This is a genomic window from Sphingomonas jatrophae (genome assembly GCF_900113315.1).
GTDB classification, from domain to species: domain Bacteria; phylum Pseudomonadota; class Alphaproteobacteria; order Sphingomonadales; family Sphingomonadaceae; genus Sphingomonas_P; species Sphingomonas_P jatrophae.
The window spans coordinates 1705681-1729426 of the sequence record NZ_FOZG01000001.1 but is presented as its reverse complement, the minus strand read 5'-3'; the positions used below and the strand labels follow the sequence as shown (position 1 = coordinate 1729426).

General features: G+C 69.3%; 24 protein-coding genes. 10 read left to right on the top strand and 14 right to left on the bottom strand.

From position 1 onward, the window contains the following. Nucleotides 1-64 precede the first annotated feature (64 nt). The 4 genes from BM360_RS08110 to BM360_RS08095 are packed head-to-tail and all read left to right on the top strand — an operon-like array spanning nt 65 to nt 5405. Nucleotides 65-1552, top strand: coding sequence for an aldehyde dehydrogenase (locus tag BM360_RS08110; protein WP_242653362.1), 1488 nt, complete (start codon nt 65-67; stop codon nt 1550-1552). Continuing rightward, entirely contained in the window at nt 1549-2805 is a 1257-nt protein-coding gene (locus tag BM360_RS08105) for a cytochrome P450 (protein WP_131819216.1), read from the top strand. Before BM360_RS08110 ends, BM360_RS08105 begins: the two co-directional genes overlap by 4 nt. Nucleotides 2806-2847: 42 nt before the next feature. Further along, complete coding sequence (locus tag BM360_RS08100; protein WP_093313169.1) at nt 2848-4578, top strand: N-acyl-D-amino-acid deacylase family protein; 1731 nt, start codon at nt 2848-2850, stop codon at nt 4576-4578. Next, entirely contained in the window at nt 4575-5405 is an 831-nt protein-coding gene (locus tag BM360_RS08095; protein ID WP_093313167.1) for a Coq4 family protein, read from the top strand. The genes BM360_RS08100 and BM360_RS08095 overlap by 4 nt, the downstream gene beginning before the upstream one ends. Nucleotides 5406-5530: 125 nt before the next feature. Here the strand turns inward: BM360_RS08095 and BM360_RS08090 are convergent, their stop codons facing one another. From BM360_RS08090 to BM360_RS08065, 6 genes are all read right to left on the bottom strand, one after another. Next, a complete protein-coding gene (locus tag BM360_RS08090) occupies nt 5531-6871 on the bottom strand; it encodes a phosphotransferase family protein (RefSeq protein WP_093313165.1) in 1341 nt (446 codons plus the stop codon). Between the two features lie 23 nt (nt 6872-6894). Beyond that, nucleotides 6895-9210 carry a TonB-dependent receptor gene (locus BM360_RS08085; protein WP_093313163.1) on the bottom strand — a complete coding sequence of 772 codons (2316 nt, stop codon included), beginning with the start codon at nt 9208-9210 and terminating at the stop codon, nt 6895-6897. Nucleotides 9211-9239: 29 nt separating this feature from the next. Further along, nucleotides 9240-9986 (bottom strand): glutathione S-transferase family protein, encoded by a 747-nt coding sequence (locus BM360_RS08080; RefSeq protein ID WP_165611238.1) that lies wholly within the window; start codon nt 9984-9986, stop codon nt 9240-9242. 128 nt (nt 9987-10114) lie between these two features. Then, nucleotides 10115-10888 (bottom strand): SDR family NAD(P)-dependent oxidoreductase, encoded by a 774-nt coding sequence (locus BM360_RS08075; RefSeq protein ID WP_093313159.1) that lies wholly within the window; start codon nt 10886-10888, stop codon nt 10115-10117. 9 nt (nt 10889-10897) lie between these two features. After that, on the bottom strand, nt 10898-11512 hold the full coding sequence (locus tag BM360_RS08070; RefSeq protein ID WP_093313157.1) for a TetR/AcrR family transcriptional regulator: 615 nt from the start codon (nt 11510-11512) through the stop codon (nt 10898-10900). A gap of 9 nt (nt 11513-11521) precedes the next feature. Beyond that, nucleotides 11522-12871, bottom strand: a complete 1350-nt coding sequence (locus tag BM360_RS08065) for a phosphotransferase (RefSeq protein ID WP_093313155.1) — start codon at nt 12869-12871, stop codon at nt 11522-11524. Between the two features lie 248 nt (nt 12872-13119). Between BM360_RS08065 and BM360_RS08060 the strand changes: the two genes are divergently transcribed. After that, a complete protein-coding gene (locus tag BM360_RS08060) occupies nt 13120-15522 on the top strand; it encodes a TonB-dependent receptor (protein WP_242653361.1) in 2403 nt (800 codons plus the stop codon). 11 nt (nt 15523-15533) lie between these two features. After that, complete coding sequence (locus BM360_RS08055; RefSeq protein ID WP_093313151.1) at nt 15534-15884, top strand: DUF2200 domain-containing protein; 351 nt, start codon at nt 15534-15536, stop codon at nt 15882-15884. Here the strand turns inward: BM360_RS08055 and BM360_RS08050 are convergent. From BM360_RS08050 to npdG, 5 genes are read right to left on the bottom strand one after another with little or no spacing between them, the layout of a single operon-like run. Beyond that, entirely contained in the window at nt 15881-16774 is an 894-nt protein-coding gene (locus BM360_RS08050; protein WP_093313149.1) for a TIGR03619 family F420-dependent LLM class oxidoreductase, read from the bottom strand. The two genes, BM360_RS08055 and BM360_RS08050, sit on opposite strands and share 4 nt — an antisense overlap. Continuing rightward, a complete protein-coding gene (cofC, locus tag BM360_RS08045) occupies nt 16771-17334 on the bottom strand; it encodes a 2-phospho-L-lactate guanylyltransferase (RefSeq protein WP_093313147.1) in 564 nt (187 codons plus the stop codon). Before cofC ends, BM360_RS08050 begins: the two co-directional genes overlap by 4 nt. Then, nucleotides 17331-18245, bottom strand: a complete 915-nt coding sequence (gene cofD / locus BM360_RS08040; protein WP_093313145.1) for a 2-phospho-L-lactate transferase — start codon at nt 18243-18245, stop codon at nt 17331-17333. Before cofD ends, cofC begins: the two co-directional genes overlap by 4 nt. Beyond that, complete coding sequence (cofE, locus tag BM360_RS08035; RefSeq protein WP_093313143.1) at nt 18242-18997, bottom strand: coenzyme F420-0:L-glutamate ligase; 756 nt, start codon at nt 18995-18997, stop codon at nt 18242-18244. The genes cofD and cofE overlap by 4 nt, the downstream gene beginning before the upstream one ends. Before the next feature lie 13 nt (nt 18998-19010). Further along, nucleotides 19011-19667 (bottom strand): NADPH-dependent F420 reductase, encoded by a 657-nt coding sequence (gene npdG, locus BM360_RS08030; RefSeq protein WP_093313141.1) that lies wholly within the window; start codon nt 19665-19667, stop codon nt 19011-19013. A gap of 228 nt (nt 19668-19895) precedes the next feature. On the opposite strand from npdG, the gene BM360_RS08025 reads away from it, so the two are divergent. The 4 genes from BM360_RS08025 to BM360_RS08010 all read left to right on the top strand — a co-directional run bounded on the left by BM360_RS08025 (nt 19896) and on the right by BM360_RS08010 (nt 22336). Beyond that, a complete protein-coding gene (locus BM360_RS08025; protein ID WP_093313139.1) occupies nt 19896-20750 on the top strand; it encodes an SDR family NAD(P)-dependent oxidoreductase in 855 nt (284 codons plus the stop codon). A 108-nt stretch (nt 20751-20858) separates the two neighbouring features. After that, nucleotides 20859-21284, top strand: coding sequence for a hypothetical protein (locus tag BM360_RS08020; protein WP_093313137.1), 426 nt, complete (start codon nt 20859-20861; stop codon nt 21282-21284). 2 nt (nt 21285-21286) lie between these two features. After that, nucleotides 21287-21826 (top strand): hypothetical protein, encoded by a 540-nt coding sequence (locus BM360_RS08015; RefSeq protein ID WP_093313135.1) that lies wholly within the window; start codon nt 21287-21289, stop codon nt 21824-21826. Nucleotides 21827-21838: 12 nt separating this feature from the next. After that, complete coding sequence (locus tag BM360_RS08010; RefSeq protein WP_093313133.1) at nt 21839-22336, top strand: carboxymuconolactone decarboxylase family protein; 498 nt, start codon at nt 21839-21841, stop codon at nt 22334-22336. 4 nt (nt 22337-22340) lie between these two features. Here BM360_RS08010 and BM360_RS08005 read toward each other — a convergent pair whose 3' ends face one another. The 3 genes from BM360_RS08005 to BM360_RS07995 form a co-directional block, all read right to left on the bottom strand. Then, nucleotides 22341-22913 carry a hypothetical protein gene (locus BM360_RS08005; protein ID WP_131819215.1) on the bottom strand — a complete coding sequence of 191 codons (573 nt, stop codon included), beginning with the start codon at nt 22911-22913 and terminating at the stop codon, nt 22341-22343. Nucleotides 22914-22978: 65 nt separating this feature from the next. After that, entirely contained in the window at nt 22979-23278 is a 300-nt protein-coding gene (locus tag BM360_RS08000; RefSeq protein WP_093313129.1) for a putative quinol monooxygenase, read from the bottom strand. Next, complete coding sequence (locus BM360_RS07995; protein ID WP_093313127.1) at nt 23278-23649, bottom strand: nuclear transport factor 2 family protein; 372 nt, start codon at nt 23647-23649, stop codon at nt 23278-23280. Before BM360_RS07995 ends, BM360_RS08000 begins: the two co-directional genes overlap by 1 nt. Between the last annotated feature and the right edge of the window lie 97 nt (nt 23650-23746).

The window sequence follows — 23746 nt, the reverse complement described above, 5'->3', positions numbered from 1 at the left end:
ATTTCCAACCGACAACGACCAAAATCGATGGCCTTGGACCATCGTCCAGAATCGGAGAGAGAGTTTGGCCAGCGCCCCCGACACGATCACGCTTGCGCACCCCGATCGCTTCTTCATCGGCGGGGATTGGGTGGAGGCGTCGAGCGCGGCGCGGTTCGACATCACGCGGCCGCATGACGAGGCGATCGTCGCACGCGTGGCCGAGGCGGCGGAGGCGGATGCCGACCGCGCGGTAGCGGCGGCGCGCGCGGCGTTCGACACCGGCCCGTGGCCGCGCCTGTCGCCGGCCGAGCGGGCGGGCTATCTCCACCGCATCGCCATGGGCCTGTCCGAGCGGGGCGAGCAGCTGGCGCATATCTGGACCAACCAGATGGGCATCCTCCACCGCCACGCGCAGGTGAGCGCGGCGGCGGCGGGCGGCTTCTTCCATTATTATGGCGCGCTGGCCGAGAGCTTCCCGTTCGTCGAGCGGCATCAGCCCATCGACGGCGTCGGCGTCGGCCTGCTGGCGCGCGAGGCGGTCGGCGTGGTGCTGGCGATCGTGCCGTGGAATGCGCCGCTGATGCTGGCCGCGCTGAAGGTGGCGCCGGCGCTGCTGGCGGGCTGCACCGTGGTGCTGAAGGCATCGCCCGAAGCGCCGCTCGATGCCTATGTGCTGGCCGAGGTGGCGGAGGCCGCGGGGCTGCCGCCGGGCGTGCTCAACGTCGTCACCGCCGACCGTGCCGTCTCCGAGCGGATGGTGCGCGACGCCCGCGTGGACAAGGTGAGCTTCACCGGATCGAGTGCGGCGGGCCGCAAGATCGCCTCCATCTGCGGCGAGCGGATCGCGCGCTGCACGCTGGAGCTGGGCGGCAAATCCGCCGCGATCGTGCTCGACGATTATGATGCCGGCGCGCTCGCCGAGACGCTGGCGCAATCCACCGCGATGATGTCCGGCCAGGTCTGCGCGGCGCTCACCCGCATCGTCGTGCCGCGCGCGCGCCACGGCGAGATTGCCGAGGCGCTGGCGGGCGCGTTCGGCCGGCTGAAGGTGGGCGACCCCTATGACGACGGCAGCCATCTGGGGCCGCTGGCGATGGGGCGGCAATATGACCGGGTGCGCGATTATGTCGCCAAGGGCCGTGCGGAAGGGGCGACCGTGATTTGCGGGGGCGACCGGCCGGCGGGGCTGGACCGCGGCTTCTACATGGCGCCGACGGTGCTGGGGAACGTGACCAACGACATGGTCGTCGCGCGGGAGGAGATTTTCGGGCCGGTCGTCAGCCTGATCCCGGCGGACAGCGAGGATCATGCCGTCGCCATCGCCAATGACAGCGATTTCGGCCTGAACGGCGCGGTGTTCACCGACGATGTCGATCGCGCCTATCGCGTCGCGCGGGCGATGCGGACGGGCACGGTCGGCCACAATGCCTTCCGCACCGATTTCATGATCGGCTTCGGCGGGTTCAAGCAATCGGGCCTCGGCCGCGAGGGCGGGCGCGACGGGCTGCTGCCCTATCTGGAATCCAAGACGATCCTGCTGGCGGGCGAGCCGGCCGTGCTGCAATCGTGAGCGGGGCGGGCGTGAGCGGGGCGGGGTTGAGCGGCTGCCCGGTGCGGTCGTTCCTCGATCTCGACACGTTCGCGGGCGGCATGCCGCGCGACCGGCTGGATGCGCTCCGCCGCGAGCATCGCGTGCTGTGGGAGGCGGACGGCTTCGCCACCGGGCGGCATCTGCTGGTGTTGCAGCAGGCGGATATCGACCATGTGCTGAAATCGCCGGCCTTGTTCTCGAGCGGCGAGGGACCGCTGCTGGACGACTTCCCGGCCGAGATCCTGGCGGACCAGCGCCAGTCGCTCACCTTCAAGGACCCGCCCGACCATCGCCGCCACCGCGCGCTGGTGGAAGGCGCGTTCCGCACGCAGGCGCTGGAGGAGCGGCTGCCGCAGATGCAGGCGATCGCCGCCGAGATCGTCGACCGGGTGATCGACCGGGGATCGTGCGAGTTCGTCAGCGAAGTCGCGATCCAGCTGCCGCTGCGCGTCATGTGCATGGTGCTGGGCGTGCCCGACGCGGACCGCCAGCACATCGTCGACCTGACCGACACGCTGATCATGGCGGACGACCCCGATTTCGCGCGCGACCGGGCGGAGGGCTTCATGGCCTCCATCGCGCTGATCGATTACGGCGAGGCGCTGGCGGCGCGCGAGCGGGCGAACCCCGGCGACACGCTGACCACGCGCATCCTGGCCGCCGAGATCGATGGCGAGCGGTTGAGCGACCGCGATTTCGGGCGCTTTTTCAACAATCTGATCGTCGGCGGCATCGAGACGACGCGCAACACGCTCAGCTGGGCGATGTTTGAATTCTGGCGGCATCCCGAGCAGTACCGGATGCTGCAGGCCGATCCCTCGCTGGTCGATGCCGCGGTGGAGGAGGTGCTGCGCTACCGCAATCCGGTGGTCTATCTGCGCCGCACCGCGACGGGCGAGACGGAGGTCGGCGGCGAGCGGGTGGCGGCGGGGGACAAACTGGTCTGCCTGCTCGGCTCCCCCAACCGCGACGAGCGCTTCTTCGCCGAGCCCGAACGGTTCGACATTACGCGCCCGCCCGCCAACACCCGCCGGCATTACCGCACGTTCGGCGCGGGGCCGCATTTCTGCGTCGGCATGCATCAGGCGCGGCTGAACCTGACGGTGATGCTCGGCGAGATCGCCCGGCGCATCGACGATCCGCAGGTGATCGGGGCGCCGCGCCATGCGCGGTCGATCTTCCTCGACGGCTTCAAGGAACTGAACCTCGCCTTCAAACGGCGGGAGCATTGATCTTCGCGAGGGCGATCCCCTCGCGCATCGGGAGAGCATATCATGGCGGCCTATGATCTGGTGCTGCGCGGCGGCACGATCGTCGATGGCAGCGGCGGCGAACCCTATGTCGGCGACGTGGCGGTGGCGGGCGGGCGCATCGCCGCGGTCGGCACCGTGGAGGGGCAGGGCGCGCGCGAGATCGACGCGAGCGGCCGGATCGTGACGCCGGGCTTCGTCGACATCCACACCCATTATGACGGGCAGGCGGTGTGGTCCGAACGGATGACGCCCTCTTCCGCGCATGGCGTGACGACGGTGGTGATCGGCAATTGCGGCGTCGGCTTCGCGCCGTGCCGGGCCGAGGACCGCGACCTGCTGATCAACGTGATGGAGGGGGTGGAGGACATTCCCGGCGTCGTCATGGCGGAGGGGCTGGCGTGGGATTGGGAGACGTTCCCCGAATTCCTTGACACGCTGGAGGCGCGGCCGCGCGACATCGACGTCGCCGCCTATCTGCCGCACAGCCCCTTGCGCGTCTTCACCATGGGCGAGCGCGGCGCCGCGCGCGAGGCCGCGACCCCCGAGGACCTGCGCCGCATGCGCGAGCTGACGCGCGAGGCGGTGGAGGCGGGCGCGCTCGGCTTCGCGACTTCGCGCACCTTCATCCACCGCACCGCGTCGGGCAAGCCGATCCCCAGCTTCGAGGCGGCACATGACGAGCTGGGCGAGATCGCGATGGGGCTGGCCGATGCGGGCGGCGGCATCGTCCAGGCGGTGATGGACGTGCCGATGCGCAGCTGGGACGAGGAGCTGGCGACGTTGCGCGCGGTGATCCGCCGCTCCGGCCGGCCCGCCACCTTCACCTTCGGCGCGCCGAATGGCGGCCCGCCCATCTGGACGCCCGTGCTGGAGGAACTGGACGCGGCGCGCGCCAATGGCGAGGAGCTGAGCGCGCAGATCTTCCCGCGGCCGATCGGTATGATCGTCGGGCTGGAAATGTCGACGCACCCCTTCGCGCTGTCACCCAGCTTCCAGTCGATCGCCAAGCTGCCGCTGGCCGAGAAGGTGGCGGCGATGCGCGATCCCGCGCTGCGGGCGCAATTGCTGGCCGAGAAGCCGGCGGAGGGGCATCCGCTCGCCGCCATGGGGCGCAGCTGGCCCTTCATGTTCCCGCTCGGCGATCCGCCCAACTACGAGCCGAATGCCGAGGACAGCGTGGCGGCACGGGCCGAGCGCGCCGGCATCACGCCCGAGGAGATCGCCTATGATCTGCTGCTGGAGGAGGATGGCCATGCCATGCTCTATGTCGCGCTCGGCAATTTCCATGAAAACCGGCTGGATGCGGTGCGCGAGATCATGGCGCATCCCGGCACCGTGCTGGGCCTGGGCGACGGCGGCGCGCATTACGGATCGATCTGCGATGCGAGCTATCCGACGTTCGTGCTGGCCTATTGGGCGCGCGACCGGGCCAACGGCTTCCCGCTGCCGCAGGCGGTGAAGATGCTGGCGCACGATCCGGCGCAGGTGGTCGGCCTGAAGGATCGCGGGCTGATCGCGCCCGGTTACAAGGCGGACCTGAACGTGATCGACCTCGACCACGTGGCGCTGCACAAGCCGGCGCTGCGCAGCGACCTGCCCGCCGGCGGGCGGCGGCTGGATCAGGGGGCCGACGGCTATGACCTGACCATCGTCTCGGGCGAGATCATCGCCGAGCGGGGCAAGCCGACCAGCGCGCGGCCGGGCAGGCTGGTGCGCGGGGCGCGCGGCGTGCCCGAGGTGGCGGCGGCATGAACGACGTCCCCTATCTGCTGCGCGGCATCACGAAGCTGACGACGGACAGTTCGATCCTCGTCAGCTCGTCCAAATATCTCAACGATGCGCGGCTGCGCGACTGGATCGCCGAGATCGTGCTGAAGCAGAACGGCCCCGACGTGCCGGCGCAGTCGGAGATGTACCCGCTGGTCGAGATGATCGACTCGCTGCGCGACCTGCCGCGCATCGAGGCGCTGTTCACGGCCGAGCGGGCGAAGAATCCGGCGCTGGATGCGTGGTTCAACGAATGGTTCATCTCCGACTATGATGCGGATTACTTCAGGCAGTTCGCGCCCGGCACGCTCGGCCATCAATTCCACGAGGAGGTGATCGCCAAGAATTTCGAGATCGTGATCTACGACAAGCCCGAGCCGAAATCGCAGCTGGACTATTTCATGGTGCGGTCGGGCCAGACGCACGATCTGGAGCATATCCTGACCGGCGGCGACTTCGCCTATATGGGGGAGCTGGTGCCGGCGTGGTTCCGCATCACCAACCAGTTCAAGCATCTCAGCCCAGAACTGGCAGGCGAATTGTCGATCATGTATATGTTCGTCACGCTCCGCTACACGGTGCGGACTCTGCTTCATTATCCGGACGTGTGGCAGACCTGCCAGGATGCGGTGGAGCGGGGGATGCGCTGCGGCCATGCCTCCGACGCGCTGTTCATGGCGAAATATGAGGATGTGTTCCACCTGCCGCTGGCGGACGCGCGCGAGCGGCTGGGCGTGCGCGAGGCGGTGTTCGCGGATACCAGCGAGGCGTCGGCGCGCTGGGCGGCGCGGCCGCAGCGGATAGTGGCTTAGAGGCACACCGTTCGTGCTGAGCCTGTCGAAGCATCGTCCTTCCCCTCCCGGGGCAAGAAGAACGGCCCTTCGACAAGCTCAGGGCGAACAGTGAATAGTGCTTACGCGCAGCCCGAAGGCGTGATTCAGAGCGGCGACCAGTGCCGGTCGGGATAGAGTTCGGCCGACGGCGCGTAGAGCCATTCGCGGCGGGCGGCGCGGCGGTAGAGGAAGGCGATCATCGCGGCGTCGTCGATGGTGCCCGCGTCGATTGCGTCGCCCAGCGCGGTCGTTGCCGCATCCAGCGTGGGCAAGTCCGCGCCCAGCAGCGCCGCGGCGTCCGCCCGCTCGGCCTCGTCCACCCACGCGCCGTGCCGCGCCACCCGCGCGATGCACTGCACGAGAATGCCGACATCGCGCAGCCGCGCCTTGGCGACTTCACTGTCCACCGCGGGCGCGATGTCCGCCCGGAGCGCGTAGAGCGCCGCCTCCGCCAGCGGATCGGCCGCGCCTTCTTCGGGCGGGAGATCGAGCGTGGGGAGGGGCACGTGCGTCGCCTCAGCCAGCGCCTCGCACGTCGCGCGATCGCCGATGTAGCGATAGGCGAGATACCAGGCGATCGGCTCGTGCGGGTTGACTGATTCCGTGGCGGCGTGGATCCCCATCATGCCGCGGATCTGCTGCTGGACGCAGTAATAGCGGACGCGATCATGATCGACCGCGAAGCCGGTGGCGGCGCGGTAGCGATCGACCAGCCCCGCCATGCCGCCCGACGGGTTCCAGAATTCGCGCGTCGCGATGTTGCCGAGATCCTCGATCGGATCGCCGAGATGGCCCCATTCCCAGTCGAAGATTGCGGAAACGCGATCCTCCTGGAACATGAAGTTGACCGGGCCGGTATCTCCCTGGACGAGCGAGACGCGCGGCACGCGATCGGGCGCGAAGCGGCGCAGCCAGGCGAGGCCGTAGCGCAGCAGCGGATCGTAGCGGCGGGCGAGATAGTCGGCGTGGCGCTCGACCAGATCGTCCAGTTCGTTTAGCGCGCACTCGGCCGGCGTTGCGGGGCGGGCGAGGCCGGGCAGATCGAGCGTGTCGATGTCGATGAGGTGGAGCCGCGCCACCACGTCGATGAAGTCGCGCATCACTGCCCGCTGCTGCGCCAGCGGCATATTGTGCAGGTCGGCGCGGCCGTGCAGCCGCGCGAACAAAGCGACGCGCAGATCCGGATCGTGGCCGTAGAGTCCGGGCACGGGCAGATCGGTAGTGCCGAGCGCGCGGACGATGACGACCTCGCGCTCCAGCGACGACATGCGGCCGGGCGGCCGCTCCCGCTCGATGCGCAGGAAGCCCTCGATCACTTCGCCACTAGGCTGCGTCACCTCGACCAGCCACGCCTCGCGCCGCGCGACCGCCTGTTCGAGGCGCGTCACCTCGCCGCTTAACGTGCGGCCGGTCCACGTGATCACCTTTTCGGGCAGATCGACCATGGCGAACTCCTCCCTTGCGCGGATCAGAAGCGGATGCGCGCGTCGACGCCGTAGGTGCGTGGCTCGCCATAGCTGTTGATGGCGAAGCCCAGCGCGCCGAAATCGGTGCCGGAGGTGCGATACAGCTTGTTCGTCAGGTTCTTGCCCCACAGGCTGAAGGTGGCGGTGGTGCCGCCGAGATCGACGCCGCCCAATTGGATGCGCCCGTCGAGCAGGCCGAAGCCGGGCGCGGCGATCAGCGCGTCGAACGGCACGAATTGCGGCACGACGTTGAAATAGACCTTGCTGCGATAGGAATAATCGAGCCGGGCGGAGAGGATGCCGCCGGCCACGTCCTGCACGCTATATTCGGCGCCGAGATTGTAGGTGGTGCCCGCCGAATAGCTGAAGCGGGCCTGATCGGCGACGTCGATCAGCGCGTTGGTCGCCGGATCGCGGACGATGAAGCTCTTGAAGTCGCGATCGACATAGCCGAGCGCGCCGCTGAGGCGCAGGCCATCGACGGGCGCCGCCTCCACCTCCAGCTCGACGCCCTTCAGCGTCGCGCTGCCGGCGTTGACCGCGATCGAGGAGGCGCCGCCGGAGCCTGCGAGGAACTGGTTGAGCTGCTTGTCCTTCAGGTCGTTCCAGAACAAAGCCGCGTTGACCCGCAGCCGCCGGTCGAGCAGCTGGCTCTTCACGCCGATCTCATAGGCGGTGAGCGATTCCGGCTCGTAACCGTCATTGACCGAGCGGGCGTTGAACCCGCCCGCCTTGTAGCCGCTGGCGACGCGGCCATAGACCATCAGGTCGGGCGACGCCTGATATTGCAAAGTCGCCGAATAATTCACCCGGCTCCAGTCATTCTTCAGCGTGCGGACGCTGGGCTGCGTCTGCACCAGCTTCTTCTCGTCCTTCGTGTAGCGAAGCCCGCCGATGACGCTGAGGCTGTCGGTCAGGCGGTAGGTGACCTGGCCGAAGGCGGCGTAGGATTTGCTGGTGTGGTTGTAATCCAGCGTATTGGTCAGGTTGATGCCGGCAAGGCCGAGGCCGGGAATGGAGGTCACGAAGGTGTAGAATTGCGGATTGAGCTCATAGGCCTTTTCGCGGAAGTAATAGCCGCCAAGCACATAATCGATCCGCTCGCCGATGCCGCCGATCAGGTTCAGCTCCTGGCTGAACTGGCGCTGGCGGCGGGTGTTGGTGGCGCCGAACACCTCGACCGGCTTGATGCCGGGCGGCGCCGGGCTGACGACGAGCCCGCGCAGGCCGCTATTGCCCGTCAGGTCGGTGTTGACGATGCGGTTCTTCCACGTCTTCCAGCCGCTGATCGAGCGGAGCAACGTATCGGGGCCGAGATCGACCTCGGCGGTGAAGCTGTGGCCGATATTGCGGTCGCGCACCGGCGAGCGATCGGGCCGCAGCACCTTCAGCCGCTCGCTCGTCGGCGCGATGAAGGGGGTGCCGCCGACGGAGGGCGAGCGCGAGAAATAGGCCTGCGCATTGGGCGTCATCGCGGTCAGCTGGCTGGGCGGGATGATCGCGTCGTTGACCGCATGATCATAGGCATAGGTCGCGCGGACGGCACCGCCGCGATCAAAGGCGAGGACGCCGCGGAAGGCGTCGATATTGTAGGCGCCGGGGTCCTTGTCGTCGGGCGAGGCCGGATCGTCCACCCAGCCCTGCCGCTCGCGGTGGATGTAGGAGAGCTTGGCCTTGAGCCCGCTTTCGCCAAGCAGGCCGGTGTCGACCGAGATGCGCCCCTGCGTATAGTTGAGGTTGCCGTAGCTGCCGAGCAGCTCCACGCCGAATGCGTCCGTGGGCTTCTTCGTGATGAGGTTGATCGCGCCGCCGGTCGTGTTGCGGCCGTAGAGCGTGCCCTGCGGCCCGCGCAGCACCTCGATCCGCTCCAGATCGACCAGCTCGAACACGGAGCCCGTGGTTCGGCCGAGGATCACGCCGTCGACATAGATGCTGACCGGGCTGTCGGCAGTCAGGATCGGTTCGGACTCGCCGATGCCGCGGATGAAGACGACGAGGTGGCCCTTGTTCGATGGGCCGCTCGTCGAGGTGAGGCTGGGGGCGACGCCGTTCAGGTCGGTGGCATCGGTGATGCGCCGCGTCTCGATCGTGGCGGCGGTGATCGCGGTGATGGCGAGCGGGGTGCGCTGCAGCGCCTCACTGCGGCGCTGCGCCGTCACGACGATGTCGGCAAGTCCGGCGGGCTCGGTCGGTGGCGCGGCGGCAGCGGGCGGGGGCGGGACGGTGTCCGCCGCGGTCTGCGCATAGGCGGCCGCCGGCAGCAGGACGGTGGCGAGACAGGCGGCGCGCACGCTACGGTGGCGGAAGGGTCCGGACATGCTCTGCTCTCCCCTTTATGTCGTTCTGGTCAGGCCTTGGCGGGCTCGTCCGTGCCGAAGCCGGCGAAGCGGCGGCGCGCCGCCTCCGACGAGCGTTTGAACATGGCGCGGTCGGTCGCCTGGATGTCGCTGACGAAGGCGCGGGCGCGGGAAACGGCGGGCCGTGCCTCCAGCGCATCGCGCCAGCGGGCGATGGCGGGATAATCGGCGGGATCGAGGCCCTGGCGGGCGATGTAATCGGTCCACGGCAGCGTCGCGACATCGGCGATCGAATAGTCCGCCCCCGCTAGATGCGGGCTCGCTGCCAGCCGCTCGTCCAGCATCGCATAGATGCGGTGCGCCTCGCGTCGGTAGCGGCCGAGCGCATAATCCTGCCCCTCGGGGGCGTAGGTGGTGAAATGGTTGAGCTGGCCGAGCAGCGGGCCGACGGTGGACACCTGCAGCACCAGCCATTGCAGCACCGCGTAGCGCTCCGCCCCGCTCGCGGGCAGCAGCGCTCCGTGCCGCTCCGCCAGGTAGAGCAGGATCGCGCCGGATTCGAAGATGGGGGTGCCATCCTCCAGCAGCAGCACGGGCACCTTGCTGTTCGGATTGAGCGCGCGGAAGGCGTCGTCGAACTGGCCCTCGGCGAACAGGTCGACATGCTCGAACCGGTAGGGCCGGCCGATCTCCTCCAGCATGATCAGGATCTTGACCACGTTGGGGCTGCTCATGCCGAGCAGCGTGACACGATCCGACGGCCCGCCGGGCGCGCCCGGCGTTGACGAAGCTGGCATGGACATCCCCTCACGCGCCGATTGCGGCGTCGATGCGGTCGCCGGAGCGGGGCTTGGCACCCCTGCTCCGCGGCTGCCCAGCTGTTTTCGTCCAACTGGACGATCTTGTCAATCGGCTGCGTTGCGGCTCAGGCAGGCGCACCCGGCAGCGCGCGATAATAGCGGCCGGCGGTCAGCCCGCCGTCCACCGCGATCTCCGCGCCGGTGACGTAGCTCGCCTCGTCCGAACAGAGGAAGGCGACGACCTCGCCCACTTCCTCGGGGCCGCCCATCCGCTGCAGCGGAAAATCGGTGAAGCGGGGCGCCGCCTGTTCGGGCGTGTCGCGGCCGGGATTGGCCATGACGGTATCGATGCCCGCCGGGTGGATGCTGTTGACGCGCACCGCGTGCGGTCCGAACTCCAGCGCGGCGACCTTGGTCAGCCCGCGCACGCCCCATTTGCTCGACGCATAGGCACCGAGGCCGTTGCCGCCCTTGAGCCCGTCTGCGGACGAGATGTTGACGATTGCGCCGCCGCCCTGCGCCACCATCGCCGCGCCGACGACATGAAGTCCGAGGAAGGTGCCGACGAGGTTCACCTCCAGCGTGCGGCGGAACATCGCCGGATCGGTCTCCGCCACCGTCGCGAAGTGGAGGATGCCGGCATTGTTGACCAGCGCATCGATCCGGCCGCACGCCGCCAGCAGCGCGCGCCACGACGCCTCGTCGGTGACATCGAGCCTGGCGAAGCGTGCGCCGTGGCCCAGCCCGGCGGCCAGCGCGGTGCCGTCCTCCTCCAGCAGATCGGCGACGATGACGCTGGCGCCGCGCGCGGCGAGCGAACGGGCGATGGCCGCGCCGATGCCGCGCGCGGCCCCGGTGACGAGGGCGGTGCGGCCGGCGAGGGAAGAGGGGACGGTCATGGCGAGTCCTCAGGTTGCGGCAGGCGGCGCCTGCGGGCGGATCGAGCGGAGCACTTCGTCGAGCATCTCGCGCTGCTCCCCGGGCGAGAGCGCGCCGCCATTGGCGAGCGCGGCGACGGCGATGCCGGAAATGGCGGCGGACAGGCGGCGATAGGTGACGCGCGGATCGACGTCGGCGCGCACGTCGCCCCGCGCCTGTGCCGCGCTCAGGTCGGCGACACCGCGCTCCAGCACCTCGCGGGCATGGTTCGCCAGATAGGTCTGCATCTCCGAATCGCGCGCGGCATAGACGTAGAGGGAGAGGCGGACGCGCCATTCGTCCGCCCGCTCCGCATCCGTCGGCAGCACGGCGTGCAGCCGCCGCGTGATGGCGCCCAGCGGATCGTCGCCGCCCTCGGGCACCGATCGCTCGCGCCCCTCGCGCTGGTCGGACACCTGACGGAGCGCGCCGAACATGAGCGACGCCTTGTCGGGAAAATAATGCTGCACGTTGCCTTTGGAGCGGCCGGCCAGCTGCGCGACGTTGCGTTGGGAGAGCGTCTCGACGCCGTGCGCTGCGATCCACTGCACCGCGGCGGCCGCGATCAGGCGGCGTTGTTCCTCATGGTCGACGATCTTGGGCATGGGTCCTCGTCAGATCGCAACACGGCGGCCGTGGAGCGGCCCCAGCATGTCGCGCATCAAATGCTCGCGCCAAAGCGCGCCGGTGAACAGGGTCTGGAGCGTGGCGTGCAGGGTCTCGCCCCCAGCTGCAATCGTTGCCGTCGCGTCGGCGAGCCGTTTGGTGGCGGGCTCGGGTGGCGTGGCGGTGTCCTCAGCCAGCGCCGCGCCGAGATAGCCGAGCAGGCCGACCGCGCCGTCGAGGCGATAACGGGCATAATCGTCACCGATCGCCGGCCGGACGACCGTGGCGAGCAGCGCGCGCAGATGGTCGAAGGCGAAGCCGAGCGCAGGGCGGGCGCCGCGCTCCGGCACCGTCTCGTCGAGCGCGATGCCCTCGGCCTCAGCGATCACGCGCAGCAGCGAGAGTTGCGACAGGCGGAAATAGCTGTCGGTCAGCACCAGATCGAGGCCGGGATCGCCCGCCGCCAGCGCCAGATTGATCGGCACGCTGAACCGCGTCATCACCAGGATCGTGGCGTAGCGCAGCTCGGCCTTCGTCCATGCCAGTCCCGAGGCCGCGTTGTAGAGCACGAGCAGGCGATCCGCCGGCGCCATCGGCTGGACGAGCGAGCGGGCGAGGACGCAGCCGAGATCCTCGAGCGGGTGGCCGACATGCGCCATCTCCCAATCGACCAGCCCGGTGACGCCGGACGCGTCGAACAGGAAATTGCCGGGCCCCGCATCGCCCTGCACCAGCACGGCCGGCCGCGCGTCCGCCGGCACGCGCGCGGCGCACCAGGCGAGCGCGAACAGGGCGACCGGATCGGGATCGGCGACGCGCTCGACCAGCAGATCGCGCCACAGCGCCAGATCGGCGGCGATCGCCTGTCCGATGCTGCGGCCGGCCGGCAGATGATCGAGCGCGAGGCCGGCGAGGTCGATGCGGTGCGTCTCGGCCAGCGCCTCGACGAACGACGCCTCGATCCGGGCGCGCTGCTGCGGATCGGCGATGCCGGCGAAATCGGCCGAGCCGGGCAGGCAGGTCAGCACCATCGCCTGGCCGGCGGGATCGTAGCCGAGCAGGCGCGGCGCGCGGCCCCGCCCGGCAAGCGCCGCGAGCACGCGCGATTCCCGCTCCAGATCGAACGGCGTGCGCGGCGCGGTGCCGAGATCGACCTTGACGAACAGCGTGCGGCCACCGGCGAGGGTGAGGCGCGCGCTGGTGCGAAAGGCGCCGCCTGCGATCCGCTGCACCGACCGGACGGGCGCGCCGCCGATCGCCTCGATCCAGCCGCGCAGGGCAGCGGCCGCCTCCGCGGTCTGGCCGCCGAACCAGCGCGCATCGGCGGCGGGGATGGGGGTGTCGTCAGAATGCAGCATGGCGACCGGCCGTTATCGTCCAGCTGGATTAAAACGGCCGGTCTGGTGAGGCAAGCCGCTTCCGCGGCAAGGAAATGATAAGCCAGCTACCGCCCCGCCTGCTACCCGTCTATCTCGGACCTGAACCCGCCCGCTGCCTGCGCAACACGTGGGCGGCGGCGCGTGATCTCCGTTGAATGGGGCAAAGGACAGCGCTAAAGCTTACGCGTCGAACAGCACCCGATGAGGTGCGTGGGGAGGATCGAGCGTTGCGCCACCATTATCTCGTCGCCGGCAGCATGATCGCGCTGGCGCTTGCCGGAACCACGAGTGCGAATGCACAGGCCGCGCCCGACGCGCTGACCGGCCAGCCGGCCGATCCCGCCCAGCCGACCACGCCCTCGCCCGCCGCGCCCGAGCCTGCCGCCGACGTGCCGCCCGCCAGCAATGGCGGCGTCGAGGAGATCGTCGTCACCGCCGAGCGGCGTGCCGAGAATCTCCAGCGCACGCCGATCGCCATTACCGCCATCACCTCCACCGCGCTGCAGGCCTCGGGCATCACCGACATTCGCGGCGTGGTGCAGGCGGCGCCCAGCCTTTATTTCGCGCCCTATCCCAGCTCCAACACCACGCTCGTCCTGTTCATGCGCGGGCAGGGCATCGGCGATCCCAACATCATCACCAAGGATGGCGGCGTCGGCCTCTATGTCGACGGCGTCTACCAGTCGCGCCCGCAGGCGGCGGCGTTCGACCTGGCCGACGTGGAGCGCGTCGAGGTGCTGCGCGGGCCGCAGGGCACGCTCTACGGCCGCAACACGACGGGCGGCGCGGTCAACATCATCAGCAAGAAGCCGACGGGCGAGTTTGGCGCGCACGGCCTCGTCTCGCTCGGCAACCTGCAATATCGCCGCGCGCTGCTGAACGTCGACCTGCCCGAGGTGGCCGGCTTCAAGATCAAGCTGACCGGCCTCTATTCCAATCGCGACGGCTGGCAGAACAATCCGGGCGGCGCGGGCGTGCCCAGCAGCAACGACTTCCAGTCGGATCGCAAATATGCCTTCCGCGGCGCGGTGCGGTGGGAGCCGACCTCCAACGTCACCGTCGATTATGCGGGCGATTACAGCAACCAGCGCACGACGCCGGTGCTCTACGTGACGCAGAACGCCTTCGCGCCCCTGCTCTTCCCCGGCTACGATCCCGATCCCGAGCAAAGCTACCGCCCCGCCTACCTGCCCTATAGCCGCGTCAAGTCGGACGGGCAGACGCTGCTCGCCGAATGGCGGCCGTCGGAGGAGCTGACGCTGCGCTCGCTCAGCAGCTATCGCCACATCGACGTGACGACCTACCAGGATTATGTCGAAAGCTTCCTTGCGCCCTTCTATTCGCGCGACGAGATCGGCTCCAAGACCTACACGCAGGAATTCCAGGCAGTCGGCAACGTCGCCGACCAGTTCAAATATGTCTTCGGCCTCTACTATTTCCGCGAGACGGCGGACCATCTGCTCAACGCCGATATCGGCACGGGCGTGGCGGGGCAGCAGTTGCAGGTGGATCGCTTCACCACCGCCAAGTCGATCTCCAAGGCGGCGTTCGGCCAGGTGACGTGGACGCCCCTGTTCGCCGACCGCAAGCTCGATATCACGGTGGGCGGCCGCTACACGCGCGACAAGCGCTCGGCCGACCGCGTGCGGACGCAGACCTTCTTCCTCGGGCAGATCTCGCCACTGGCCAATCGCCGCTTCAACGGCGCGGGCGTGCCGGTGCCGCTCGGCTCAATCATCGGCGCGACGGACGTGAAGAACAGCAAGTTCAACCCCGCCGTCACCGTCGCCTTCCGACCCACAGACACCGTGTCGCTCTACGGCAAGGTGGTAACAGGCTATAAAGCGGGCGGATCGAACGAGGCATCGCCCACCTTCACCCGCACGTTCGGGCCGGAAACGGTGACGAGCTACGAAGTCGGCATCAAGTCCGACCTGCTCGACCGGAGACTGCGTGTGAACGTCGCGGGCTTCGTCGCCAAATACAAGGATTTGCAGCTCGATATTTCCGCCGATGCGCAGGATGCCTCGCTGTCCGACACGTTCAATGTCGGCCGCGCGACGGTGAAGGGCATCGAGACGGACGTGACCGCGGTGCCGATCGAGGGGCTGACCCTGCAGGCCAGCTATGCCTACACCACCTCCAACATCAAGGCAGTGCGCGCGCCCGCCGGCTCGATCTTCGACCGGGCAGTGAACCCGGCCTCGCCGGTCAATGTCGGCGACGACATCACCGGCTATTTCGTGCTGCCCTTCACGCCCAAGCACAGCGTCCGGCTGTCGGGCGACTGGACGATCGCGCAGATCGGCAGCGGCAGCGTCGCCGCGCATGCCGATTATACGTGGAAGGACAAGGTGTTCACGACCGCCGGCGACGGGCCGAGCGTGCCGTTCGGCCGCGATGCGCCGGTGAACGACAGCTACGGCATCGTCGATGCGCGGCTGAGCTACACGATCGACCGGGGTGCGGGCCGCAACATCTCGATCGGGCTCTGGGGCAAGAACGTGTTCGACAAGCGCTATCCCGGCTTCGTCATCGGCTCGGGCTCGATCCTCGCGGGCTATCAGAACCAGGCCATCTCCTATGGCGATCCCGCGACCTACGGGATCGACATCGGCTTCTCCTTCTAAGGCGCGGGGCGGTGGCCGGGCACCGCATCTATTCGACCAGCTTCGCCAGCGTCTATCCGCTCTACGTCGCCAAGGCGGAGCGGAAGGGGCGGCAGAAGGCGGAGGTGGATGCGATCCTCGTCTGGCTGACCGGATATGATCAGGCAGGCTTGGAGGCCGAGATCGCCGCGGGCACGACGTTCGAGGCGTTCTTCGCGCGCGCGCCGGCGCTGAACCCGGCCCGCGCGGCGATCACCGGCACCGTCTGCGGCGTGCGTGTGGAAGCGGTGGAGGAGCCGCTGATGCGCGAGATCCGCTATCTCGACAAACTGATCGACGAACTGGCCAAGGGGCGGCCGATGGCAAAGATCCTGCGCGGCTAGGCGCCGATCACCCGCTCGGCAAAGCGGCTGATCGCCGCTTTCTTGACCGCGACGTCGCGAAGGTCAGCGCCTTCGGGCGCGAAGCGCTCATTTTCCCACGGGTTCGGCATCCATGGCATGACGACCATGTCGCCGATGCCGCCCGCCTCCAGCCGGGCGATGGCATCCGGCGTCATCGCCTCGGCCAGCGAGATGCACGGGCGATAGTTATCCAGCGGGAGGCCATGCTCCTGGCGGATGGCGTGGAGGCGGGCGACGATCTCGAGATTTTCCGCGACGCCGAGCGGCAGGCCGAGCCAGCCGTCGTTCAGCGCCGCGCGGCGGAGCGCCGGCTTCGACATGCCGCCTGCCCAGACGGGCACGGACGCTGGCGGTGTCGGACGGAGGATCACCTCGTCGAAGCGGAAATGCTCGCCGGTATGCGCGAAACGCTCCCCCGCCCACAGGCGGCGGCAGATGGCGAGGATTTCGTCCAGCCGGCGGCCGCGGCTGGCGAAGTCGATGCCGGCCGCGTCATATTCCTCCTTCAGCCAGCCTGCCGAAATGCCGCATACGACACGGCCATGGCTGAAGACCGATGCGGTCGCGACGGCTCGCGCGACGGTGAAGGGATCGCGCAGGGCGGCGAGATAGATGTTGGTCGCCAGGTGCAGCGTGGTCGTATGCGCGGCGAGGACGGAGAGCGTAATCCACGGATCGGGCCACGGCGCCTCGATCGGCCAGAACATCTCGCCGCTTTCCGAATAGGGATAAGGCGTGTCGACCGCGGTCGGCATGATCAGGTGATCGGCATAGGTGACGCCGTGAAAGCCGCACGCCTCGGCATGGCGGGCAAGATCGATCAGCTGATCGTGCTCGGGGACGACCATGAGCGCCAGCCAGTATTTCATGGGAGAACCTCCATCCTCAACCCGCGCGCGATGGCGAGGGCGAGATCGTCCGGCGTATCGAGGTCGAAGGCAAGGCCGTCACGCTCGACGATGGCGGCACCATGCGCGCGGTGTGCGGCGAAGCTGTCCGCGCCGAAGGCGAAGGTCCACGGCGTGGCGGCGGCGAGGGCGATGGCGTTGGTGCCGCGGCCGTGGCGATCGGGCGCGACCGCGCAGCCGCCCGCGCCCGCCCCGGCCAGAGCGGCGACGTCTGCGGCGGTGAGGAAGGGGAGGTCGGCATGGAGGATCAGGACGGGCGTGGTGAGCGTCCGGCGGGCGCGCTGAAGCTCGGCATTGAGGCCGTGGCCGCTGTCCGCCAGCCACTCGCCCGGCCAGCCAGCAGGCGGCGCGGGGCTCAGCAGGACGAGGCGCGAGACGAGCGGGCTGGCGCGTAGCACGCCTGCGACATGGCCGAGCAGCCTGTCGGTCAGGGCGTCGCGTCCGGCCGGGGAGAGTTGATCCGCCAGCCTCGTCTTGCGCTCACCCGCCGCCTTGAGCGGCAGCAGCGCGGTCCAGCTCACGCCCCCGCCATGGCCAGCGCTGCCCGCGCGACACGGATGCGATCGTCGAGGCTATGCATCAGCGTGTCGGCGCGCGCAGTGCGGACCGGCAGGTCGGCCGGCGGATCGCGCTCGTCGAGCAGCATCGCGTCGATCACGCCGGCATAATGGCGCGCGACCGAGGCGGCGCTGACCTCCAGCCCCAGTTCGCCCATCAGCTTGGCGGTCGGCCCCTTCACGGCGGTGCCGCCGACGATGGGGGAGACCGCGATCACCGGCGCGCGCGCGTCGACCAGCGCCTGCCGCAAGGCGGGCACCGCCAGTAGCGGATCGACGCTGAGGAAGGGATTGGACGGCGCGATCAGGATCACGTCGGCGGCGGCGATCGCGTCCAGCACGCCCGGCGCCGGGCGGGCCTGTTCGGCACCGACGAAGCGGATGGCGGAGACGCGCGGTTCGCAGCGGCGCGCGACGAAATAATGCTGAAAGGGCAGCACGCCCTCGTCGCTGACGATCTCGGTCGCGACGGGATCGTCGCTCATGGGCAGGATAGTCGGGCCGATGCCCCAGCTCCGCGCGAAGCCGGCAACGATGCGCGACAGGGGCTCGCCCCGCGCCAGTGCGGCGGTGCGCAGGACGTGGAGGGCAAGATCGCCATCGCCGAGCTGGAACCAGTCGGCGCCGCCCAGCTCGCGGAGCGCCGCCATGAAGCCCCAGCTCTCGCCCTCGCGGCCCCAGCCCTGCGCGGCATTGGCCTTGCCCGACAGCGTGTAGAGCAGGGTATCGATGTCGGGCGAGATGGCGAGGCCGAGATGGACGAAATCGTCGCCCGTGTTGACGATCGCGGTCACGTCCGTCGCGGGGACGGCATGGCACAGGCCGAGGACGAGCTTGGCGCCGCCCACACCGCCCGTCAGCACGACGACCTTCATCGGAACAGATCCTCGGCCAGCGGACGGACGAGATCGGCGGCGGGGCGGTGCTCCTCCGGCAGGGCGACGCCGCGCACCAGGGCCGCGGGAACGCCCTCCGCCCCCTCGCCGGTGGCGAGGCCGGCGGCAGTGGCGATCATGTCCCCCATCGCCACCTGCGTGACTTCGAGCAGGCGGCCGTCGCGGTCCAGCTCGCCCCGCCGGTCGATCAGCGCGGGCAGGCCGGCGACGCCGATGGCGACGTTGACCACGCCGTAGCGCCACGGCCGGCCGAAACTGTCGGAGATGACGATGGCGGGCGGCACGGCATGGCGCTGCGCCAGCGCCACGTGCAGCGCCGCAGCGGATGCGTCGGCATCGAGCGGCAGCAGCAGCGCCTGCTCCCCATCGCCGCCGCCGAGGTTCGACCGGTCGATCCCGGCATTGGCCATGACATGGCCCGAGCGGTGGCGCGTGATCAGCACGTGCGGCACCGCGCGGACGACATTCTGCGATTCGGCCAGCACCAGCTCGACCAACCGGGGATCCTTGCGCGTCACCGCGGCCAGTTCGCGCGCCTGCTCGCCGGGTGTGACGCTGGCCAGATCGACGAAGCGGCCTTCCGCCTTGGACACGATCTTGCTGGTCACGACCAGCACGTCGCCCTCCGCCGGCACCAGCCCCGCCGCGGCGAGCGCCGCCGTCAGCAAAGCGGGCAGATCGTCGCCGGGGCGGACCTCATCGATGGCGGCGAGGGGAAAGATCCCGATCATCGGACTTCTATGTTCACTCGGCCGGATCGATCAGCGTGCCGGTGATCCGGAGGCCCGCGCCGTCGACCTTGTAGGTCTTGTTGAGGAAGATGAGGATCGAGGTCATCGCCTCCGCCGCCGCCGAATTGACCAGCGCGCCGCCGTGCAGGCCACGCAGGCCCGCATCGCCGACGAGTGCGACCACCCGCGCCCGCGCCGCCTTGTCGTCGCCGAACACCAGCACGTCGCAGCCGATATCGTCGTCGGTGATCAGCTTGTGCGCCGCCACGTTGTGGAAGGCGGAGACGACGGTCACCTCCGCGCCGAGCAGATTCTGGGCCTGCACCGCGGCGCTGCCCGCGGCGGGCAGCTGCACGCGCATGACCTTCGGCGGCACCAGCGGAACCGTGGTATCGACGACGATCTTGCCGGCGACATGCGGGCGGATCTCGGCCAGCGTCGCTTCCTGCGCGGCCCATGGCACGGTGACGATGACGATATCGCCCGCGGCCGCGGCATCCGCATTGGCCATGCCGGTCAGGCCGAAGCCGAGTTCGTCCGCCGCAGCCGTGGCGGAGTCGGCGAAGCGCGAGCCGATGATTACCGTGCGGCCGGCCTTTGCCAGCCGGCGGGCGATGGCGGCGCCGAGCTTGCCCGTGCCGCCGACGACGGCGATGGTCTGGCCGCTCATGCTGCGTTCGCCCGGGGGCGGCTGGTCCTGATCGTCAACGCACTCTCCTGCCTGTTCGCGCGGCCTATACGGGCGGCTATCGGCTGCGGACCCGCGCCAGCGCAAGCTCTTGCGCGCGAGGAATCCGGACATTGATCGCGCGGGCGCGCCTGCCGGCGCTTGATCGCGGGCCCGTTCGCCGGTCTGATGGCGGCATCCGCCCGCCGAGGCGAACAGGGGAGGGGAAGCATGAGCAGCGGCGTCGCCGTCGTCACTGGGGCCAGCCGCGGGGCGGGGCAGGGCATCGCCCGCGCGCTCGGCGCGGCGGGCTATACCGTCTATGTCACCGGGCGCAGCCAGACGGCGGACGCCTCGCGGCTGGGCGGGACGATCCACGACACGGCCGAGGAAGTGACCGCCGCGGGCGGCCGCGGCATCGCCTTCGCCTGCGACCATGCCGATGACGCGGCGGTGCGCGGCCTGTTCGCCGCGGTGGAGCGCGACGAGGGGCGGCTCGACATCCTCGTCAACAATGCGGTGGCGCTGCATGACGAGCTGATCCGCCCCGGCCCGTTCTGGACGAAGCCGGCGGACATGGCGGAGATCCTGACCGTCGGTCTACGATCCAGCTATATCGCCGCGCATGCCGCCGCCCCCTTGCTGGTGGCGAAGCCCGGCGGGCTGATGGTGTTCACCTCCGCGCCCGGCGCGGTCGCCTATGCGCATGGGCCGGCTTATGGCGCGCAGAAGGCGGGCACCGACAAGATGGCGGCCGACGTGGCGGTGGAGCTGCGGCCGTTCGGCTGCGCGTCCGTGTCGATCTGGATGGGCTTCCTCAAGACGGCACGCACCGCGGCTGCGGTGGCAGAGCGGCCCGGCCAGTTCGACGCGCTGATGGCGATGGCGGAGACGCCCGACTTCACCGGCCGCCTGATCGCGGCGATCCACCGCGATCCCGACATGATGGCGCTGTCCGGCCGGACGGTGATCGGCGCGGAGCAGGCGCAGGCTTACGGCGTGGTCGATCTGGACGGCAGCAGCCCGGCCTCGCTCCGCCCGATCGTCGGCGGGCCGGTGACCTATGACGAGATCGTGCTGGATTGAGCGGTGGGCTCAGCTGGTGATCCGCGTCCCGAAGAACGGGCGCCGCCCGCTGGCAGCCGCATCGCCCAGGCGGCACACTCCGCCGACTGCAGGAGAGGACAAGACGACATGGCGTTGAAGGGCCCCGAGGATTTCTGCCGCAGCTATGGGCAGGCGATGCTGGACAAGAGCGGCAGCGCGATCGCCGGCCATTACCTGTTCCCCTACATCTCCTTCACGCTCGGCCACGTCCACAGTTTCGAGGATCGCGCGACGGCAGATACAGCATGCACCGATCAGGTCGCCCGGTTCGACCGCGCGGGCGTCGGCACCGACATCCGCCTGCAATCCGCGCGGTGCGAGCCGGTGTCGGACGATGCCGCTTTGTGCCACCTGACGTGGGAGGTGTTCCCGGTGAACGGCACGCCCGGCTGGTCGTGGACCAACGTCTATGGCTATCGCCGCCGCGGCGAGGAGGAAGGCTTCGAGTTCAACGTCTCCGACCAGGAGATAGGTGAGCTGCTGAAGCGCTTTCCGAACTTCTACAGCCTGTGACGATGGCCGGGGAGCAGGTGGTGCGCGTCTGGTGGCGCGTGCCGGAGGACATGATCGCCTTCTTCCATGGCGGTGCGGTCAGCATGGCGATGGTGCCGCCGGGCATCCAGTCGCTGGCGGGGACGGACATCGCCAACCAGCTGGTGATGACCGTCAAGGTGCGCGACGAGGCGGGCGCGATCATCGGCCTGATGACCGAGATGGAGATCTTTCCCGAAGGGGACGCGTTCGAGGTCTATACCATGCTCGTGCTGAACGGGCGCGGTACGATCGTGACGCGGCAGACCAAGAACCGCACGACGCTGATGAAGCCGTTCGCCAAGGTGATCGAAAGCGGCGAGGACTGGTCGGGCGAGATGGACGTCGCAATGACCGAGGGGCCGATCGACGGCGGTTGGGGCGCGATCGTCGCGGGGACGGACGAATTTGCCGGCGCGGGCGGACGGCACCGCCAGCGCATGACATTCCGGGCGATCACCGCCGCCGGATCCGAAGGCACGGCGCTCGAGGAGTTCGTGCTGACGGCCGGCGGGCAGGGCTGAGGGAGACGGACGATGAGTGACACGCACACGATGCCGGACGCGCTGCAGACCGCGATGGGCGCGTTCCTCGCGACGCTGAAGGCGGAGCGGCAGCTGCCGCAGCGGCTGATCGAACTCGTCCGGCTCCGCATCGCCTTCCACAACCAGTGCCGGCCATGCATGTCGATCCGCTACAACGAGGCGGTGGCGGACGGGCTGACCGAGGGGCTCGTCTGCTCGCTGGAAAAGCCGGCGGAAGCGTCGGACATGACGCCGGCGGAGCGCGAATGCGTGCTGTTCGCCGACCGCTTCGCCAGCGATCACCTGTCGATCGATGCGGCTCAGCTCGCCCGGCTGGCGGAGCATCTAGCGCCCGACGAGGTGCGTGAGCTGGCGATGCACTGCGCCTTCTTCACCGGCTTCGGCCGGATGGGCGCGGTGTTCGATACGGGCGACGCGCTGCCCGTCGGGGATCGGCGCAGCGACGGCGCGCGGCTGACCCCGTGGGGGATCGAGCCGGCGATCGTCTGACGGGTCAGCCCCCGGCCGCCGCCTTCTTGCGGCTGGCCAGCGCGCGCGAGACGAGGCCCATGATGGCGAACAGCGCGGCGGCGAGTGCGGCCGATCCCATCATGCCGAGGAAGTCGCCGCCCGCGGCCACGGCGGGGATGGTGGTGATCGTCAGGAACAGCATCGTGCCGTTGTGGATCACGAACGTCGCCCACCGCATAAGCAGCAGATAGACCGCGACCAGCACGATCGCGAGCGCCACCGCCAGCCCTGCCGTGCCGTAGAGGATCGGCAGGAAGTGCAGCGCCGCACCTATGGCGATGCCGAGGAAGGCGCCGGCCAGCGCCGACGGCATCGCCGCCATGTCGCCGTGGAGCATGCCGCCCCAGTAGAGCGCGAAGGCGAACCCCGCCCAGATCGGCACGATGCCGAGCGCGTGGCTGGCCCCGATATAGACGGCGATGCCGACGATCACGCCCACCAGCACGACCAGCCCGGTCAGCCAGCTCATGCCCGGCGCGGCAGCTTGCGGGGCAGCATGCGGCGCAGCATCGGCCGGCATGGACAGATCGGGCCGCGCCTGTTGTGCCTCACTCATCCCTCTCTCCTGTTCCTGTCGCGCTATGTTCGCTGTGCCGGCTGGCGGAAGGGAGGGCCGGCTGATCAGGCGGCATGCCCCGCATCGACGAGGTCGGCCATTTGCGGCGGCGCGACCAGCAGCTGCTTGAGCGACCCCATCACCGCGGAGGGCAGGCGCTTGCCCGCGGCCTCGTGATCGGCCTTGCTGGCCCAATGTTCGATGAAGAACAGCCGCTCGGGCGCGTCGGGGGCGTGGAGCAGGTCGACCTGCACGCTGCCGGGACATCCGGCCACGAAATCCCGCAATTCCAGCAGCGTGCGGCGCAACGCTTCCGCGTTTTCTTCGCTGGTCTGGAGGATGTAGTGGCGGACGAACGCGGCCATCAGGCGTTCCAGAAGGAGCGGAGCGACTGGACGCGCCCGTCGGGCGCCTGCTTGTAGACGTTGATCGCGCGCGTCGTCGCCTTGGTGCCGTCCTTCATGGTGATGTGCATGCTGACCAAGACGGCGACCTCGTCGCCGCAGGTGAACTTGTCATGCACTTCGAAGTCGAAGCCGCTCTGGAAGCTGGAGAAGAGGTCGAAGAAGGCGCCGATCTCCTGCTTGCCACGGCGCCCGCGGCCTTCGGGATCCCATTCATAGGGGCCGACCGGATCCTCGACGGTGGCATCGTCGGCGAACAGCGCAAGCCAGCCTTCCTTGTCACCCGCCTTGACGCGGCCGAGGGACTGTTCGGGCAGATCGGCGACACTCATCGCGCATCCTCTCGCTTGGTGCGCCCGCTTGAGCGGCGCGGTTGATCCTGATTACTCGGTGGTGCCGGCGCGCGGCCCGACGCCGGGAGACGCTGGG